We start from the raw sequence: 18,429 nt of genomic DNA on the forward strand, positions 1-18,429 counted from the left end.
GAGGCTAAATTGTACGGCTAATGTTACTCATCTGCTAAATATCGTTAAAGCGTTACGCATCAATCTGTAGAGCAGCAACCGCAGGCAATACCTTGCCTTCTACAAACTCTAAAAATGCGCCACCACCTGTTGACATGTAGCTAACGCCATCTGCCACTTGATATTTATCAATTGCAGCAAGCGTATCACCACCACCAGCGATCGAAAATCCTTCGCTGTTTTTAACGGCATTTGCTATGATTTGTGTGCCCTGACCAAAAGCATCGACTTCAAAAACACCGACCGGACCATTCCATAAAATGGTTTTTGCATTGATAATAGCATCCGCTAATTGCTTAGCACTTTTTGGAGCGATATCCAATATCATGTCATTTTCGCCAATCGCATCGACAGATTTGATGGTCGCAGTGGCTTGTTGTAATGAGCCTGTGAAGTCAGCAAAATCAATCTCATTTTTATCAGCAACGACAACATACTCAGGTAATAAAATCTCAGTCTTGGTCATAATGTCACGAGCTGTCTCAACCAAGTCCGCTTCATAAAGTGATGCACCAACGCTATGACCTTGCGCGGCTAGGAAGGTATTCGCAATACCGCCACCAACGATAATCTGCGAACATAATTCAGACAAACTGTGCAGCACTTCTAGCTTTGTCGATACTTTTGAACCACCAACGATTGCCAACATTGGCTGTGCTGGGGTTTCAAGTGCCAAGCTTAACGCATCAAGCTCAGCCGCCAATAAAGGTCCTGCACAAGCTGCTTTTCCTGCTCGATGCATAGCTTGGGTAACGCCTTCTGTTGAGGCCTGCGCACGATGTGCGGTGCCAAATGCATCCATCACGAATACATCGCATAAGTCAGCGTACTTCTGTGCTAAATCCGCATCGTTTTTCTTTTCGCCCTGATTAAAGCGCACGTTTTCTAATAGCACGACCTCGCCTGCTTGAATTGCCACGCCTTCAGTAAGGTAGTCATTGTTTAAGCTAACGGGCTTTGATAACTCTGTGGCTAATTTATCGCTTAAATACTCAGCAACTGGTGCTAGCGAATATATCGATTCAGGACTGCCTTCAGTTGGACGACCTAAGTGTGAACAAACAATAACGGCCGCGCCTTTTTCTAACGCCATCTTAATCGTAGGCAAACTGGCTTGCAGGCGTGCATCACTGGCGACTTTACCGTTTTTAATAGGCACATTGAGATCTTCACGAATTAACACCACTTTATCCGTTAAGCTCAGCTCACTCATACGCAAAAAATTCATTACCTGCTCCTATGCATCATCTCTTGTTAATCTATCGGTTGGCTTTTTAGTTATTGCTGAAAATATTTATCAAATCGGCTGCTCTTGTCTGTGGCTTTATAAAAGTAACCAAGCAAGAATTTGAGGCGGTGTATTCTAGCAGTTTTCTAGCAAGTGCTCATAAAGAACGCACTATTAAATTTTACTCAGGCGTATTCTTATTTTAAAAATAGGGATAAAAATAAGACAAATGGCTAAACTTTAATAAAAATCAGTAACATTTCGTGGTGGCACTTAGTAATAAGGCTGTTTAAGATGCTATTAGCACTGATAATGAATAATACCCACAATAAAAATAACCCATTAGGAGAACCCAATGAGTATCGACCTTCAAGCTGCCAAACAAAACCTACTGACACTTAAAGAAGAATATGAGACTCGTATCGATAAAATTGAAGATCATATCCAAAACCCGCAAGACGACCTCAATGAGCATTGGGAAGACCAAGCCATCTCTTATCGTCAAAACGACATGCGTACAAATTTGATGGTTGAAGCCCGTCAAAGTTTGATCTATGTCGAAAATGCATTAAGCCGTATTGAGAACGGTACTTATGGTAAATGTGAAGTCTGCGGCGAGCAAATTGAAGAACAACGCTTACAAGCACTGCCTTACGCTACCCTATGTATGGAACATGCTGAATAACGACTCATTTTACTCTAAGACATCCATTCCAAGTCAAAGTTCTAGTGATCAAGTAGGCGTTTTCCATTGAGAGAACGCCTGCTGCCATTGTTTACAGCGCGCAGCGATTTGATCCACAGGTAAATCCATAATATCCCCAACGACCGCCACGTAAGTAATGGGAAAACCTGCCAGCTCGGTGACATTTTCTGCCGTCAAGCCACCGATGACACATATCGCTATATTTTGCTGACAGCCATCTATGAGCTGCTGGCGCGAGATAATATTGGCGTTAGGTTTTGTATTTGAGGTAAAAATCGCACCCATAGCGGCATAGCTTACGCCCTCGTTTTTTGCTTCTTCAACCAGTTCTATCTTGCCATGACAAGTGCGTCCGATCACTTGATTTGGTTGGATTTCGTCCTTAGCATCAGTGACTTCGCCATCTTGTTGACCCAAATGCACACCAACGCCGAGCTTGGCAGCCAATTTAATATTGTCGTTGATGACGACTGGTACGTTGTACGCTTTCGCCAACTCAACTATTTGTCTAGCCTCTTCGTATAGACGAGACTCACCATCAGGTAGCGCCAATATCTGCTTGCGACGAATTTGTAATAGCGCGATGAATCCTGTTGCTAGTGCTGCTTCTAATTTGCGATACAGCAGCGCAAACTCATCGTCATTGGTCAGTAAATATAATTTTGGCGCTGATATAACAGTCGATGTTTGAGTCATATTATTTTTCCTAGAGTGTGTCCTCATTTTAAAAATGGAGATAAAAATGAGATAAATTTTTAGCCCATTTAGAAGTCCATTGATTAAATTGAAGACACACCTTAAATTCAACACAATAAAAAGGCTGTTATATCGAATAACAGCCTTTTTTATAAATGCTAAAACAGTAAAGTTATACCGTGCGGCGTGTCGCTAAACTGTTTAGAATATTTTTGGCATCACCCCAACGTGTGGCTGAGCTGTTCGCTCCTAAGATGACGATAATTGCTGGGCGGTTATTCACACGTGTTTCCATTACTACACAACGACCAGCTTCATTGATGAAACCTGTTTTTGAGATACCAATTGGATAATCACCGGCACGAACCAAGCTACTGGTGTTATTGGCTTTATAAGTACGGTTACCACTTGAGTAGTTAGAAACATAAAAGTCATAGCTCTTAGTGGTCGAGAAACGACGAATTACGTCATAGTTACCCGCCGCACGAACCATTTTAACCAAGTCATTTGATGAAGCGACGTTGCGCTTATCAAGACCCGTTGGATCACCAAAGAAAGCCGTGGTCATACCCAGATCTTGAGCTTTGCGATTCATGGCACGTATAAAGGCAGTATAGCCACCTGGATAATTACGCGCTAAACTCTTTGCTGCTGGATTTTCTGATTTCATCAATGCCATCAGCAACATCTCAGCACGATTCAAACGATCGCCTGATTTAAGGTTAGAGCTGGCACGCTTAGGGCCGACGAAATCTTCTGGATCGAGTGTGAGCTCTTCACGCATATCGAGACCGGCGTCCAATACGACCATGGCCGTCATCACTTTAGAGATACTGGCCATTGGGCGCGCAATGTCAGCATCTTTTTCATAAATAGATTCGCCCGTTTCAGCATCGATGACCGCAACACTACGCGAATCAGTGCTGATTGGTATCATGTTACTGCTGCCAAATGAGCCACGATACGTTGTATTGTAGCTATTACTGCTATTGTAACTGTTATTACTACTACCGAAGCTATTGGCGTTGGTGATACTGGTCGTACCATTGCCACTATCAACTTTCTTGATAGCTGAACCTTTGGATTTGTACATAATATTGCGTGCTTCAGATAAACTATCAGCACCGCCCCAACTCATGCGAGCACTAGAGCTAGTGTCAGCGCTACCATTAATAGTAAGTGCGGCTTGTGCAACACTGCCCAAACTCAATGAAATCATAGCAGCGATTAATTGCTGTTTGGTTAATGGTAGTTGCTTCATTATGCCTCCTGCTGTCACGATGCTGTTAATTAGAGAATCAGTTACATACTAACCTATAGCAACAACGTACGTAGCGTTTATGAATGGGTTTATAAGTACTCGTATAGAGTTTTTGTATTTTTAGTGTATCATGGTTTGCATTTAAGTTTAATGTATCAAGCTGATTTAATAATTTATTTTGGTGTAATTCAAATTTTACTACAACCACTTTATATTACAGAAACATTGACTCACATTGCAGCAATATATCTTAACTTTGAACACTGTGATTATTCGCTTTTTGTTATATTAAACAATGGTATTTATCTAAAAGATTAGCAATATTTTATTTTTTCAAAAACTAAAAAAACGACTCTAATGATTTTATTTTTTGTCATTTAGCGTCAATAAAAGCCTTCATTCTGACAAACAACAAAGAGTATCGTTATGATTAAAGTACTGGTAGTAGATGATCATGATTTGGTGAGAATGGGTATTAGCCGCATGTTGTCAGATAGTATCGATATCGAAGTAATCGGCGAAGCGGACAGCGGTGACATGGCCATCAAATTGGCCAAACAATTGCGCCCTGATGTGGTTTTGCTTGATGTCAATATGCCTAATATTGGTGGCCTTGAAGCAACCAAACGCTTAATTCAGCTGGATATGGGTATCAAAATATTGGCCGTCAGCAGTATGTCAGCGCAGCCGTATCCTTCGATGCTTATCAAAGCGGGGGTCAATGGCTATATTACGAAGGGCACGCCGCTCGATGAGATGATTCGCGCTGTCAAAAAAATCTATCAGGGTGGTCGTTATTTTAGCCAAGATGTCGCTGAGCAACTGGCTGATGTTTTGCTGTCAGATAATGCCAACTCACCCTTTGACTTACTGAGTGATCGCGAAAAACAGGTGGCAATGATGGTCGTTAACTGTCAAAGCCCGCAGCAAATCGCTGACCAACTATTTGTGAGTGTCAAAACCATCAACACTTACCGCTATCGTATTTATGAGAAAGTTGGGGTTGATAGCGATGTGAAGTTAACACATTTGGCCATTCGTCATGGTCTAATTCAGCCATAACTCATTAGGGCGTGTCCTCAGTTCAATTGATGGACATTTACATGGGCTGAAAATGGCTAAATTTTATCAAGTATCGTCAAATATCCCGATATTAATGGCGATATCTTCCTTGTTTGATTGTAATTTATCTCATTTTATCCCTATTTTTAAAATGAGGACACGCCCTAGCAACTGTTCCCTTATTGCGGTCAATCTATGAAGCCTGCTACTAATATCGTCTCTGCTGTTACTCACTATTTGCATCGTGATGACACGCTATCTCTACCTCAATTGCGCAGGTTGGGGCTTATTTATAGCAGTTACCGCTTTGCTGTTAGTCTGTTTTCTTTACTGATGGTGTATATCACCGCTCACTCTGACAACAGCCTCTCTCTACCAAGCTTTTTACAACAAACAACCCTTAGCTTTTATTTCCTGCTTAGCCTTATTTTACTTGGCTTGTTTTATGTCGTTAATCAGCAAATGCGGCGACAGTTAGCCTTTGGTTTAGTATTAGACGTCATTATATTAAGCTTATTACTATATACAGCGGGTGCGCCTGATTTACAGTTGACCATGTTATATATGGTGGTCGTCGCAGCGAGTTTTATGTTGCTACACGGCTCACAAGCCTTAATTATTACCCTACTCGCTATTATTTTTGTCATTTATCAGCAATTCTTTTATGCCATTGCCAATAGCATGAGCTTAGCAAATTTAGGGGACGCATTGCTCATGTCAGCCAGCTTTTTGGCGGTTGGTGGTTTGAGCTGGTCCATCTCACAGCGTTTGGTACAACTTGAAAAAGTAGCAGCGAGTCACGCTAAAGAAGTTGAACGATTAAACGTCATCAACCAAGAAGTCATCACGCAAATGGTTAATGGTGTCATCGTCATCGATAAACAGCATATCGTTTTAGCAAACCTTGCCGCTCACCAATTACTTAGCCTTTCACACAGCCCTTCCGCATCATTGCACAGCACCTCTATTGATACAAAAGATACTCGAAACAATACTCGCAGTGCACTCTTATCTAACTTTCAGCAGCAGCTTGGCCAACAACATACTCAGCTATTTAAAGCCTGTTTGTCAGTAGCGGTAGGCCAATCACGCACCTTTATTTATGATTTGCCTGCAGTCGCAAACGCTTCCATATTCGGTAAACTGCGCGTACAAATCATTCCATTGAAAGATGACAGTAAATTGATAATGTTAGAGGATTTACGCCGCGAGCAAGCCAGCGCCCAACAATTGAAACTGGCTTCTTTAGGGCAATTGACGGCGAGCATCGCCCATGAAATAAGGAATCCTTTGGCAGCGATATCACAAGCCAGCCAATTATTAATGGAAGATGTTATAGAAGCCAATCTAGAAGTCGATACAGCAGATAATACGATAACGCCGACTATTTCAAGTGATGATATGGCAGCGAATCATGAGCTTTATCAAATAATATTTTCACAAACAAAACGCGTGAATCGCATTATCGAAGATGTACTAAAATTGTCTCGCCAGCAAACTGCAAACCAGCAAGCGATTATATTGGCAGACTGGATGCCAACATTTTTAGAGAATTACTTTCAAGGACACGATGTTTTTCTACACGTAAAAACACAACCGACCATATCATTCGACACACATCAACTAGAACAAGTCTTAATCAATTTAATTAACAATGGCTTGCGCTACAGTAGCTACGCCCACCCTCATGCCTATGTGGAAATCGAGATTTATTGTGCGGATAACGATGTTATAATTGATATCTTGGATGCTGGTCGTGGGGTTAGCACCAAAGACTTAGAACATTTATTTAATCCTTTTTTTACGACAGACCAAGCAGGGACAGGCTTGGGGCTGTATTTATCACAAGCTTTTTGTGAGGCCAACCAAACTCGCTTGCTTTATATTCCTGAACATGAGAAAACCTGTTTTCGCTTGATAGCACCTGCTATTGGTGCTGATACTCATGTAAATAAAACTGAACATAATGTTAATACCACTATTTTATAAATATTAACGTTACCAAGTATTAACATTACATAGAATACTTTGCCATTAAGGCCTCTTGGTTTTTACCATTTTATAGCTATTGAATACGATGAGATGATGTATGACAACAACCGCGCTAGTCGTTGATGACGAAGTGGATCTGTGCCGATTGATGCAAATTACTTTGACCAAAATGGGTATTAAAAGTGATGTAGCATATACTCTGTCACAAGCAAGATCATACTGGCAAGACAATGATTACGATTTTTGCCTGACCGATTTAAAGCTGCCTGATGGGTCAGGACTAGAGTTGGTAAAAGAAATCAGTAATAGCTCTAGTACGCCCATTGCCGTGATTACTGCTCACGGCAGTATGGATCTTGCCATTGAAGCCTTGAAACTTGGTGCTTTCGACTTTGTGAATAAACCTCTTGAGTTACCGCGCCTACGTCAACTGGTGGAAAATGCTTTAAAAGTTATTCATCAAGATAATGAAGCAAAAGCCACAGCCGAATGCTCACCCGAACAAAAACTGCTGGACAGTAGACTCATTGGTGATTCTGCGGTGATGCACCCACTGAAAAATACTATTTTAAAATTGGCACGCTCACAAGCACCTGTATTTTTGTCAGGCGCTTCGGGTACTGGTAAAGAAGTGGTTGCCCGATTGATTCATGATTTAAGCCCACGCCGTGATGGTAGCTTTGTACCAGTAAACTGTGGAGCAATACCATCAGAGCTAATGGAGTCAGAGTTCTTTGGTCATAAAAAAGGCAGCTTTACGGGAGCTGTCGCTGACAAACAAGGGCTGTTTCAACAGGCCAATGGCGGCACATTATTTTTAGACGAAGTGGCAGACTTGCCTTTAGCCATGCAGGTAAAACTACTGCGCGCCATTCAAGAAAAAACGGTGAGAGCCATTGGTGATACCAAAGAGGTTCCCGTAGATATTCGTATCTTGTCCGCCACCCACAAAAACTTAAACCAATTGGTACAAGACGGTGCGTTTCGACAAGATTTGTACTACCGTATCAATGTGATTGAGTTAAAACTGCCGACGCTCAATGCACGTCGTGATGATATCCCTGTATTAGCCAAGCACTTTTTAGCATTAATTGCTGATGAATGGCAGTTAGAGAATCCACCGATACTCACTGTTGAGGCATGCGAGCGTTTGCAAGATCATAACTTTGCGGGCAACGTTCGTGAACTGCGTAACGTCCTTGAACGTGCAGTAACCCTAGCAGAGACACCGCACATTGACATCAGCCACTTGGGTTTGCCTGATATTGATATAACCCATCACCGCGCAGTCTCTCAAGATCAGAAAAGTGAGCCAGCAGTTGTCAATAATACTCAACATTCTGAGCGTCAAACAAACCATCAAATGGTCGCTCAATCGATAGAAAATAGAGAAAAAGTCATTCAATCTATGGATGAGACAATAGCGCCACAGGTCAAGCAATTGACGACCAACTTGCATCCTTATCGTACTAACGCTCAGCACTACCCTTCTATGATACAGCGTTCAGAAAGTCATCATGCAGAAAGCCCAAACCATACAGCCCGTCACAATCACGAAGAATCTGTCACTCATCGATCTATTCTGCAAGAAAGTGATGAAAAAGCAATTCTAAGCAAATTAAAGGATGGTCAGTTACCCTCTCAAGGGTTGGAACACTACCTACAAGAACAAGAAAAACAGTTGATTATTACCGCGCTAAAACAAACGGCTTGGAATAAAACGCAAGCAGCTGAACTACTAGGTACCACTTTTCGCTCGTTACGCTATCGCATGAAAAAACTAGAGATAGCTGAGGATCAATTTGAGCCATAGCATTTGCCATTTTTGAATAACGACAAATGATATTTTAACGTTGATATATTGCGATAGCCTGTCTTTAAGCGAGCATTACTGAACCCTTTTGCCTGCCACCGCTTGATCAACTTTGGCAGGTTTTCGGACAAAACGAATACCCGAATCAAGTGCTTTTGTTTTTAGTAAAGCAAGCGCTTGCTGCTCCCATGTACTTTCACTTCCTGACAAGGTCATATCAGGCTCTACCCCGATTCCATCGATCTTATTGCCTGACGCTGTCATATAGTTAGCGACGGTGAGTTTGACAGCCTGCTCATCATTCAGTGGGATGACCGACTGTACAGACCCTTTACCATAGCTAATTTCACCAACGATTGTGGCACGTTTTTGTGCTTGTAAGCTACTGGCCAGCACCTCTGCCGCTGACGCAGAATAGCGATTTTGCAGCACCACCACTGGCAACGACTCAAGTATCGCCAGACCTTGAGTGGATAGCGTACGCGTATCACTTTGACGACCCTTTACTTGTACCACATCAGTGTCGCTCATAAACAAACTGGCTACACTCACCGCCGACGTTAGCACCCCACCTGGATTATCACGCATATCTAGCAAGATACCTGTAATAGGTGCGTCTAGATCTATCAAGCCTTCCAATAGTTTTTCACGGCTATTATTTTGAAAGGCAGGTAACTTGATAACAGCGATACCGTCAATGAGACTTGCCTCGACCGTTTGAGGGTGGCTGTTATTACGCTGCAAGGTCGTGGTATGTTTGCGGCGACCAGCTTTTGAGGTGACAACATCTACTTGCGTCCCCGCAATCCCTGTCAAAAGTTGCTCGATATCGTTACTTTCTTTGTCTTCATCAAGTTTGAAATCACCGACTTGATGTAAATAATCGCCAACCGCAATGCCCTTTTTATCTGCAGGCGATGCATCAATAACTTCTGTAATCACCCAATAGCCATCTGTAGGCTGATAATTGACTTTGATACCGACGTCGCCCACATCACCTTCGGTAAAGGCACGCAGGTTTTCATAAGCCTCAGCATCTAAAAATTCAGCATGACTATCTAGCTTAGTCAACATACCACTCAACGCATTATTGAACAGCTCTTCATCATTGACCGCATCTACATATTCACGGCGTACCAAATCCACTACCGCAACAAACGTCTTGAGCGTTTCTGGAGAAATGGCATTCAATGATACTTGCGCAACCTCAGGTGGAATACTGACATCGATCTCGTTCGTATCATCGGTCAAGGCACTCTCATCTGCGACACTGTCTATCGAATCGTCAACTTGGTCGGCCGACTCAAGCATATCAGCGACATCTGATAAATTATTAGTGTCATCTTCTGTGACTATCTCATCAGCATTTAAGCTAATCAGTTGTAGACTGGCGGTGGGATTATTGATGGTCGCATTAGCTGGTGACCTCGCTGCTTGTGCGTACATACTGGCAGTGCTGAGCCCAAGCAGACCTATCATCAATGCAGGTTTAAAAATAGTCGGCGCAGTGAATACCTTCATTGCTTGTTTGCCCAATCGCTTCGTCACTGGTAAGCGCATAAAATAAATAGAACGCATAAGAGAACTCGTTTAATAATAGAATTATTTTTATAGATATATGGATAAATATTTATCTCATAAGATAGCATCAAGAGCCAGTCTAAGACTAGGAGAGTATTGCAAGTAACATTCACGATAACTGATATGATTTCATCAAATGATGAGTAGCGGTGTCAAGTTTGTTTAGCAGGCGAAATATCATGCTTACCCTTATTTTTCTCACTATCCAAACATTTAAAGATAATAAAGTCAGCCAAATATCTCTTAAAAAACAGATCAAAAAAAGGAGAGACAATAAATATCTCTCCTCTTTCTATTACTTCTAACAACGCTAGTAAGTTGTCAATATAATAGTATTAAATGCCTGACTTACAACGCTGGAACCAGTAAGCTTTCGCCCGTCATTTCAGCAGGCTGCTCAATATCCATCAGCGCCAAAATAGTCGGTGCGACATCGCTCAACTTACCACGACTACGTACTTGTAGCTTTTTCTCACCCACATAAATGAGTGGCACATGTTCAGTGGTATGTTGAGTATGTACTTGACCGCTTTCGTAATCTTGCATCTGCTCACAGTTGCCATGATCTGCTGTGATAAGCATATCACCGCCAGCAGCGCGTACCGCTGACTCAATACGGCCAACACAGACATCTAGCGCCTCTACTGCTTTTACAGCCGCATCAAAAATCCCTGTATGCCCGACCATATCACCATTGGCATAGTTGACAATTAACACGTCATATTTGCCTGATTCGATGGCAGCCACTAATTTATCAGTCACTTCAGGCGCACTCATCTCTGGTTTCAGATCATAAGTCGCCACATCTGGAGAGGGTACGAGAATACGTGTTTCACCCTCATACTCTTCTTCACGACCACCGCTAAAGAAAAACGTCACATGTGCGTATTTTTCAGTTTCAGCGATACGCAGCTGAGTTTTACCATTGTCTTGCAAATACTCGCCAAGCGTATTGGTCAACGACGTAGGATAATAAGCAACGCTAGTTTTGGGATTGTCTGCTAAAACATCAGAATATTTGGTCAGCATCACAAATGCCGCAAGTTTTGGCTGCTTATTGCGGGCAAACCCTGAAAACTCATGATCTGGTAATACAAAGGCTTGCGCCAGCTCACGGGCACGGTCAGCACGGAAGTTCATAAAGATAAGCGCGTCATTGTCATCAACGGTATAAGGCACTTCATCACGGCCAATCACTACGGTCGGGTTAATAAACTCATCAGTCTCGCGTGCCTTATAAGCAGCTTGTACTGCGCCATCTGCACGCGTAGACAGACGATTGGCTTTACCTTCAGTGATAAGCTCATAGGCTTTTTGGACGCGATCCCAGCGATTGTCACGATCCATTGCATAATAGCGCCCAATGATACTGGCAATCTGTACGCGGCCGCCTTCATAATGAGCATTAAGCTTATTGATATGATCGCGCAGACGATTAATATACTTATCCGCCGACTTAGGTGGGGTGTCGCGTCCATCCAAGAAGCAATGTACAAAGACATTTTTGGCGCCGTGCACTAACGCCGAGTGGCACATCGCTTCTATGTGATCTTGATGCGAATGTACACCACCATCTGACAGCAAACCCATGATATGGACGTTACCACCCAACTCGTTCGCGGCTTTTACCGCATTGACTAAGGCTTCGTTTTTATAAAATTCACGATTGGCTACTTCACTTGAGATACGAGTCGAATCTTGATACAGAACGCGACCCGCACCTAAGTTCATGTGCCCAACTTCTGAATTGCCAAACTGCCCATCTGGCAAACCAACATCTTCTCCAGAAGCAGAGATCAATCCATGCGGATATTGCTGATAAATCCTATCCAAATTTGGCATATTGGCGGCAGCAATCGCATTATCCTTATCGTCTTCACGATGCCCAAAACCATCTAATATCATTAAGACATGCGGCACTTTTTTATTTTGATCGCCATCTTGCTTACTATTGAGCTGAGCCTGATTATCATCGATAAATGCTGATTGTTGCTGGGTATTGGTCATGGATTACCGCTCCTCAAGTGAATGAACGCCTATAATGCTATATTAGGATGTTTAAAGCCCTCTATATTAACACACATCTTAAAATAGCTGAAAAATCGTCATTTTACGCCCACTCTTAAGCGTTTAAAGCATACTTATTTAAGGCACATTTATACAGTAGAAAAGGCGGTTAAAACTTAATAGCAATAATGCCACTCTCTAAATCTACGTATTAATCTGTAAATCATACTTGCAATCATTCAAACCATTCGTTAAGATAATTATATTCTGAAGTGTTGGCTAGTAGATGTTTATTCCCTGAGCCGATAATGCTTTACCAGGATGTGGTACCTATTGCTTCATTGTGTATGCCTGCACCGCTTGCGGTGTATCAGGAAACCTGCAGAGGCAGTGACGCATCCGCCCTGAACTTCACGGTTCATGGGTCACCATCTTACAGCGGCACTTCGGTTGTTCTATTCGGTTAATTACTATTCTAATAATATTTGGTAGGTTTACTTATAATCCACCATTTCATAAAGACTTAGTAATAACCATTAAAAAGCCCCTTTTATCATTGATGAAAGGGGCTTTTCTTATGCTTGCCTATTAATTTAATTATTCGTCATTGGCAGATTTGGTGATTTTTTTCACATCCTTGGGAATGGTTTTTGCTGTCCCATCAATCGTTGTATGCTGTTTAAACCCATCACCAAACGGGTTTTGTTGTTGACCGAACGGATTTTGATTATTCATACCACCTGCGCCGCCAAATGGGTTTTGTCCGCCCATGCCACCAAACGGATTTTGTCCGCCGCCCATCTGTCCACCCATTTGCTTGGCCATCATTTCCATCATTTTTTGCTGATTATTCATGACATAATTATTAGCAAAGTCTTTGAGCTTCTTTTGCACGGGTGGCAATATCACCAATAATGCGAGTAAATCGCTCAGCACACCTGGAATGAGTAGCAAAATACCAGCCGCTGCCATGGCCACACTTTTCATCATGGTTGATTCTTGCGGACGCATTGATGGGTTCATCATGCCACCTGCTTTCATTTGCTGCGCCATTGGATTGAGGGCAGCCATCCCTTTACGCAAGAGGGAGATACCGATGACTGCGGCGATAATAAACCACATAAATACCCACCAACCACTCATAAACTGAGCAAGCAAATACCAAAGTAGCATTTCGATAATAAACCAAACAATGGCAATACCAACTATCTGACCCATAAAGTGTCGTCCTATAAAATAAAAACCAATAAATTGAGCGCCATGCAAATTAAGATGGCTAACATATGATGTATATGGGGATTGATTGCTATACTATCAAACTTAAGGCTGATTTTTAAGCCATATAGTCGGTACAATATAATTTGGATACAAGGAAGATGAGTAAAAGTACTACGAGTAGTAGGCTGAGCGAGTCTGACACCGTATCTGATTTATATAGGATTGAAAATAAAATGTAAGCAAGATGGGATATTATGGCAATTATTATTGGAATTGATCCTGGTTCGCGCATGACCGGTTATGGCATCGTCCAACAGACGGGCGACAAACTCACCTATATCGATGCAGGTACCATACGTACCGATACCAAAGAGATGCCTGAACGTCTAAAGCGGATTTTTAATGGCTTAACGCGCATCACACAGCATCATTTGAAATATGCTGATGAGCCTATCTATACTGCCATTGAGCAAGTGTTTATGGCAGAAAACCCTGACTCAGCGTTGAAACTTGGGCAAGCGCGAGGTGCTGCTATTGCCGCCATGGTTGCTCTAGACTTAGAAGTATCAGAATATACTGCACGCCAGATTAAGCAAGCTGTTTGCGGTTATGGCGCAGCGGCAAAAGAGCAAGTGCAAGAGATGGTCTGCCGCATATTATCTTTGGATGTCGTGCCACAGCAAGATGCCGCCGACGGTCTTGCCTGCGCCATCTGTCATGCGCATTCAAGCCATTCCATGAATAAATTAATATTAAACAGCGCCATGCGTGGGCGCGGTGCGTCTAAGAAAAAAGGTCGCTGGCGTTTAACAGAAGAAGATCTGGGGAACTTGCGTTAAGAACGCTTATAAAACAAGCATAAAAAAACACGCGTCTAAATGGCGCGTGTTTTTCGAACTGTCTAAGTTATTTACACTATCGTTTTGCTATAAAATCGCTTTACTATAAAAATGCAACGGCTTAAACCGACTACTCTGCGACGGCACTTTCAATCACTGCATCCAACACATAAGCATATTCTTCACCTTCTGTACTATTGCTATCGTCACTGTCTAATGGGTAGCGCTGTAGACGTAATACTTCATCGTGCATGCCATCATGCTGATAGCCATCGATTTCACCCGTAAAGACTGCCCACTTGCCTTCGCTCGTTTTAATACCTTGGTCATCATAGGTAATGGGTTTCACTTGTAGACACATCTCTGAGCCATTATCGGTGCAAGGTATCATTTTCGAGCTTACTGCCCAAAATACGGTCTCGCCTTTACTATTATACTTGGCTTGTGAGGTAAGCCTACCTTCCCAAATCAACGTTGCTCCATCACTGGTGACTTGGGTTAATATGGGCTTATCACCCTTGAGACTATCATCCTGAGAGTTGTTGTCTTTAGCGTCGCCATCTTTAGTACTGTTAGCTTTCATTAATGTTAACTGGCTTTCACCTTGCATCAGCTGACTTAAACTATTTTCAGCCTTATCAAGCTCACCACAAGACATTTTCGTACTCATACCCTCTTCAATAGTCAAAGTATGACCTTGCAATTGGTAGCCGGCGCTCATGGTATTACAGCCAACACTATAACTTAACGTATTCTCACCTTGGTATTGATTAAAAGACAAACGCACTTGGTCTTTAATATCCGTCAGCATGTTTAATGGCTGTGCGCCTTTGTCCATTACAGACAGCAATGTCCAACGATAACGTGAAAGATTGGCAATCATTTTCTCTTCAGCGCTCATCTTATCCATCTGAATATCATCCGTTACTGCATCAGCGTTCATATCTATGCCATCACCATTTATTGCATCAGCGCTTGTCTGAGTGCCTTCTTGTACATCACTTTCATTGGGCAAAGAGGTATCTTGGCAAGCACTTAAAACAACGCTTAGTGCCAACAAACTTGGTAGTAAAGTGAATCGAATTGGCCGTTTTTTAACAGATGAGGTCATAGCAGTCATACCTTGTGGTTATCCCTTTTTTAAGTCCAAGTATTTGAAAAATCAGGTTAAATATTTAACAATAAGGGGCTGATGATATCCACTTTATTAAAGCGTCACAATTCACCACTATAGCGCCGTTGATTACCATGGTTGTAACAAAGTGTTTATTTTTATGGATTCATCGTAACTGCTATTTTAATATTTAAAAGTACCATAAAAAATCAATGGTCTCAGATAATTGGAAATTTCATCAATTATTCAAGACCATCAATGATGTCACCTTTTTAATTTTTCGCGCTAGTCTTACTCGTTTGTATGAGCAATTTTGGCTTTTGCCATATTTTTAATACTGAAACGCTCATTCATCATTTGATAAAAACGCGCAAGATTTTCGCCCTGCTCATTCGGATTTACGTTCAGGACTTTACCAAAATCCAAACCGAGATATAGGACGATATCAGCAAAGCTTAATTGTTCACCAACCAAATACTCACGACCTTCTAAAATATTCTCAAAATAAGCAAGGGCTTTAACAGCCCGTGCAACAGATGGCGCGACAAACTCTGGGACTTGCTCAACACGTTGGGCTTTGGACGGATGGCTGTGCTGAAAAGCCAGCATAAAATTATATAATACTTCAAACTCAGCAATGCGGCGCATAGCGCACACTTGCGCACGTTGTATTACATCATTCCCCATCACCGAGCGCTCACCATAGACACGGTCGAGATACTCACATACAGCCTGTGAGTCATTAAGTACCGTGCCATCCCCTAGTATGAGAACTGGCACGGTCTGCATTGGATTTATTTTGGTGAACTCGTCTGACATTTGCTCATTGGCAGCAAAATCAATATCAATCACGTCTACATCATCCATATCATCGACATCGATGCCTTTTGATGCTAACAAAATAAGGGCTTTACGTGGATTGGGCGCAGTACGGGTGACGTATAGTTTTTTCATGGCAAACTCCTTGTAAGATTAGACAAAAGCGACTCAACGCTATCTGGTTTTATTATGGTTATTACACTGTTGATGATAGATAAAGACTGGCCATCCTTTATACAACAGTTATATCCTACTCTGCTCATCATAGCAAAGCCTTATTAGGCTTGCTTTTTTGATCAGAGACTCAACAACAAAAAGCCCCACAACGTTACGTCATGAGGCTTCATTTCATTCATCCAGTCATGCTACTTATTTATTGGGTGCAGGCGTCGTACGTAAATAAGGCTTAATTTCTGTATAACCTTTAGGGTATTTAGCCGCGATATCTTCGTTTTTGACACTTGGTGGAATGATGACATCATCACCATCTTTCCAGTCAACTGGCGTCGCAATGTTATATTCATCAGACAGTTGCAGAGCATCAATGACACGGATAATCTCGTCAAAATTACGACCACAGCTTGCAGGATAGGTCAGCGTTAAGCGTATTTTTTTATTTGGATCAATAATGAAGACACTGCGTACCGTATGCGTGCTATCTGCATTTGGATGCATCATGTCATATAGCTCAGCGACTTCTTTGTTCGGATCAGCAATGATTGGAAAATTTAGCTCAGTACCTTGCGTCTCACCAATGTCTTTTGCCCACGCATGATGGTCATCGATACCATCAACAGAGATACAGATTGGCTTGACACCACGCTTTTGAAATTCGCCATTCAGTGCCGCAGCACGACCAAGCTCAGTAGTACATACTGGCGTAAAATCAGCTGGATGGGAGAAAAAAACGACCCAATTATCGCCTGCCCACTCATGAAAGTTGATATTACCCTCTGTGGTTGCAGCGTCAAAATTCGGTGCGGTATCGCCTAAACGTAAATGTGCCATGCTTAATTCCTTAGCTATGTTAGTGATGAGCACTAATATCCAAAGATATTTGCGTGCTCTATTATTATCAACGTACTTTTTATTATCAACGTGCCCTGTCAGATATTACACAATAACTCAAAGCACGTCAGCAAAAATTCTATTTTATCTTAGCAAACTGGTTATGACTGTCTTGTGAAGGATTGTAATGCGGTTATTCTGTTTATTACTAAGTAATTTAGCATAGACTTAACGAATGAATCAAATCACCATCCCAGAATCCCACAAACAAAAATCACCGAATTTACCTTTTTTACTGGTACCACCTGCTGCACGCCCAGCATCTGTTAATGTAAGCTCACCTTCTTGCTCTTGTAAATATCCCGCTGCAAGCAACTTATCATTTAACTCTTGGGTCTTAAAACCCAGCTCTTTGGCAAGCTTTGCTGTGGTCAGCTTAGAGTAATTAGGCGTTGCCGCTTCTATAGCAGTAGGTGCGACCGTTGTATTAGCATTATTGCTGGGCATTGTATGACTGGCAGTAGCAGTATTATCAGTCCTACCATCAGATTCGGTCACTTTTTCAAGCGACATGCGCACTTCATCGCTGATACGAATAATGCGCTGTGCCTCCTCATAAGTATCGGCATAAAGCTTACTATCTTCATTACGATAAATCAGCACGCCCATTTCATTATTATTGACTTGGCTAAATTCATAAAGGTTCAAACTGGTAATAATGCATTCGTTTTCATTCAGATAACACTTTGCATGCAAGTTTTTGCAAAAGCTGGTGCGAATAAAAGTCAGATTTTTTAGCCAGTTTATTTCTTCTGGGTGCAAATCATTCTTGCCATAAACGATTCTAATATCAATTTTGAGGCGATTACGGTCTTCTAATAGCTCTTTAATACGCTCATTCAGCTTTAAATAGGGACTGATGATAATCAACCTATCAGACGCATTTTTAATCAATTCTTCTAAATGGTAAGTCGTGCCACTGCTGTTTAAAAATTTTGCCATTATTATTTCCTCAAATCTTACGATCAATCACTTTATAATCATGC

15 protein-coding genes and 1 other RNA gene are annotated in these 18,429 nt (G+C 41.9%); 6 read left to right on the forward strand and 10 right to left on the reverse strand.

The features are described 5' to 3' along the window. Window positions 1-52: 52 nt before the first annotated feature. Window positions 53-1,267, reverse strand: a complete 1,215-nt coding sequence (locus JMY05_RS06870) for a phosphoglycerate kinase (protein ID WP_201614606.1) — start codon at window positions 1,265-1,267, stop codon at window positions 53-55. Window positions 1,268-1,622: 355 nt separating this feature from the next. On the opposite strand from JMY05_RS06870, the gene JMY05_RS06875 reads away from it, so the two are divergent. After that, complete coding sequence (locus tag JMY05_RS06875) at window positions 1,623-1,952, forward strand: TraR/DksA family transcriptional regulator (RefSeq protein ID WP_045446956.1); 330 nt, start codon at window positions 1,623-1,625, stop codon at window positions 1,950-1,952. A gap of 48 nt (window positions 1,953-2,000) precedes the next feature. Here the strand turns inward: JMY05_RS06875 and JMY05_RS06880 are convergent, their stop codons facing one another. Next, window positions 2,001-2,669, reverse strand: a complete 669-nt coding sequence (locus JMY05_RS06880) for a thiamine phosphate synthase (RefSeq protein WP_201614608.1) — start codon at window positions 2,667-2,669, stop codon at window positions 2,001-2,003. Window positions 2,670-2,841: 172 nt separating this feature from the next. Further along, complete coding sequence (locus JMY05_RS06885; RefSeq protein WP_045451193.1) at window positions 2,842-3,930, reverse strand: serine hydrolase; 1,089 nt, start codon at window positions 3,928-3,930, stop codon at window positions 2,842-2,844. 426 nt (window positions 3,931-4,356) lie between these two features. Between JMY05_RS06885 and JMY05_RS06890 the strand changes: the two genes are divergently transcribed. From JMY05_RS06890 to JMY05_RS06900, 3 genes are all read left to right on the forward strand, one after another. Next, entirely contained in the window at window positions 4,357-4,992 is a 636-nt protein-coding gene (locus tag JMY05_RS06890) for a response regulator (protein WP_055123802.1), read from the forward strand. A gap of 195 nt (window positions 4,993-5,187) precedes the next feature. Continuing rightward, a complete protein-coding gene (locus JMY05_RS06895; protein ID WP_045446962.1) occupies window positions 5,188-6,981 on the forward strand; it encodes a sensor histidine kinase in 1,794 nt (597 codons plus the stop codon). A gap of 100 nt (window positions 6,982-7,081) precedes the next feature. After that, window positions 7,082-8,797, forward strand: coding sequence for a sigma 54-interacting transcriptional regulator (locus JMY05_RS06900; protein ID WP_201614610.1), 1,716 nt, complete (start codon window positions 7,082-7,084; stop codon window positions 8,795-8,797). Between the two features lie 75 nt (window positions 8,798-8,872). Here JMY05_RS06900 and JMY05_RS06905 read toward each other — a convergent pair whose 3' ends face one another. Then, a complete protein-coding gene (locus tag JMY05_RS06905) occupies window positions 8,873-10,375 on the reverse strand; it encodes a S41 family peptidase (protein WP_201614612.1) in 1,503 nt (500 codons plus the stop codon). Window positions 10,376-10,726: 351 nt separating this feature from the next. Further along, on the reverse strand, window positions 10,727-12,385 hold the full coding sequence (gene gpmI, locus JMY05_RS06910; protein WP_201614614.1) for a 2,3-bisphosphoglycerate-independent phosphoglycerate mutase: 1,659 nt from the start codon (window positions 12,383-12,385) through the stop codon (window positions 10,727-10,729). 261 nt (window positions 12,386-12,646) lie between these two features. Here gpmI and ssrS point away from each other — a divergent pair. After that, window positions 12,647-12,842: non-coding RNA, 6S RNA (gene ssrS / locus JMY05_RS06915), on the forward strand. 140 nt (window positions 12,843-12,982) lie between these two features. Here the strand turns inward: ssrS and JMY05_RS06920 are convergent. Beyond that, complete coding sequence (locus tag JMY05_RS06920) at window positions 12,983-13,603, reverse strand: FxsA family protein (RefSeq protein WP_055123798.1); 621 nt, start codon at window positions 13,601-13,603, stop codon at window positions 12,983-12,985. A 254-nt stretch (window positions 13,604-13,857) separates the two neighbouring features. On the opposite strand from JMY05_RS06920, the gene ruvC reads away from it, so the two are divergent. After that, window positions 13,858-14,442 (forward strand): crossover junction endodeoxyribonuclease RuvC, encoded by a 585-nt coding sequence (gene ruvC, locus JMY05_RS06925; RefSeq protein ID WP_045446965.1) that lies wholly within the window; start codon window positions 13,858-13,860, stop codon window positions 14,440-14,442. Between the two features lie 130 nt (window positions 14,443-14,572). On the opposite strand, the gene JMY05_RS06930 is transcribed toward ruvC, so the two are convergent. From JMY05_RS06930 to JMY05_RS06945, 4 genes are all read right to left on the reverse strand, one after another. Then, a complete protein-coding gene (locus JMY05_RS06930; RefSeq protein WP_201614616.1) occupies window positions 14,573-15,553 on the reverse strand; it encodes an META domain-containing protein in 981 nt (326 codons plus the stop codon). 294 nt (window positions 15,554-15,847) lie between these two features. Beyond that, on the reverse strand, window positions 15,848-16,510 hold the full coding sequence (locus JMY05_RS06935; protein WP_045446968.1) for a glutathione S-transferase family protein: 663 nt from the start codon (window positions 16,508-16,510) through the stop codon (window positions 15,848-15,850). Between the two features lie 234 nt (window positions 16,511-16,744). Next, the gene (locus tag JMY05_RS06940) at window positions 16,745-17,383 is read right to left on the reverse strand and encodes a peroxiredoxin (protein WP_045446971.1); all 639 of its coding nucleotides are present in this window, start codon (window positions 17,381-17,383) and stop codon (window positions 16,745-16,747) included. Window positions 17,384-17,623: 240 nt separating this feature from the next. Then, window positions 17,624-18,385 (reverse strand): phospholipase D family protein, encoded by a 762-nt coding sequence (locus tag JMY05_RS06945; RefSeq protein ID WP_201614618.1) that lies wholly within the window; start codon window positions 18,383-18,385, stop codon window positions 17,624-17,626. Between the last annotated feature and the right edge of the window lie 44 nt (window positions 18,386-18,429).

Origin of the sequence: Psychrobacter sp. JCM 18902, assembly GCF_904846615.1 — a bacterium.
In the GTDB taxonomy this organism is placed as follows: domain Bacteria; phylum Pseudomonadota; class Gammaproteobacteria; order Pseudomonadales; family Moraxellaceae; genus Psychrobacter.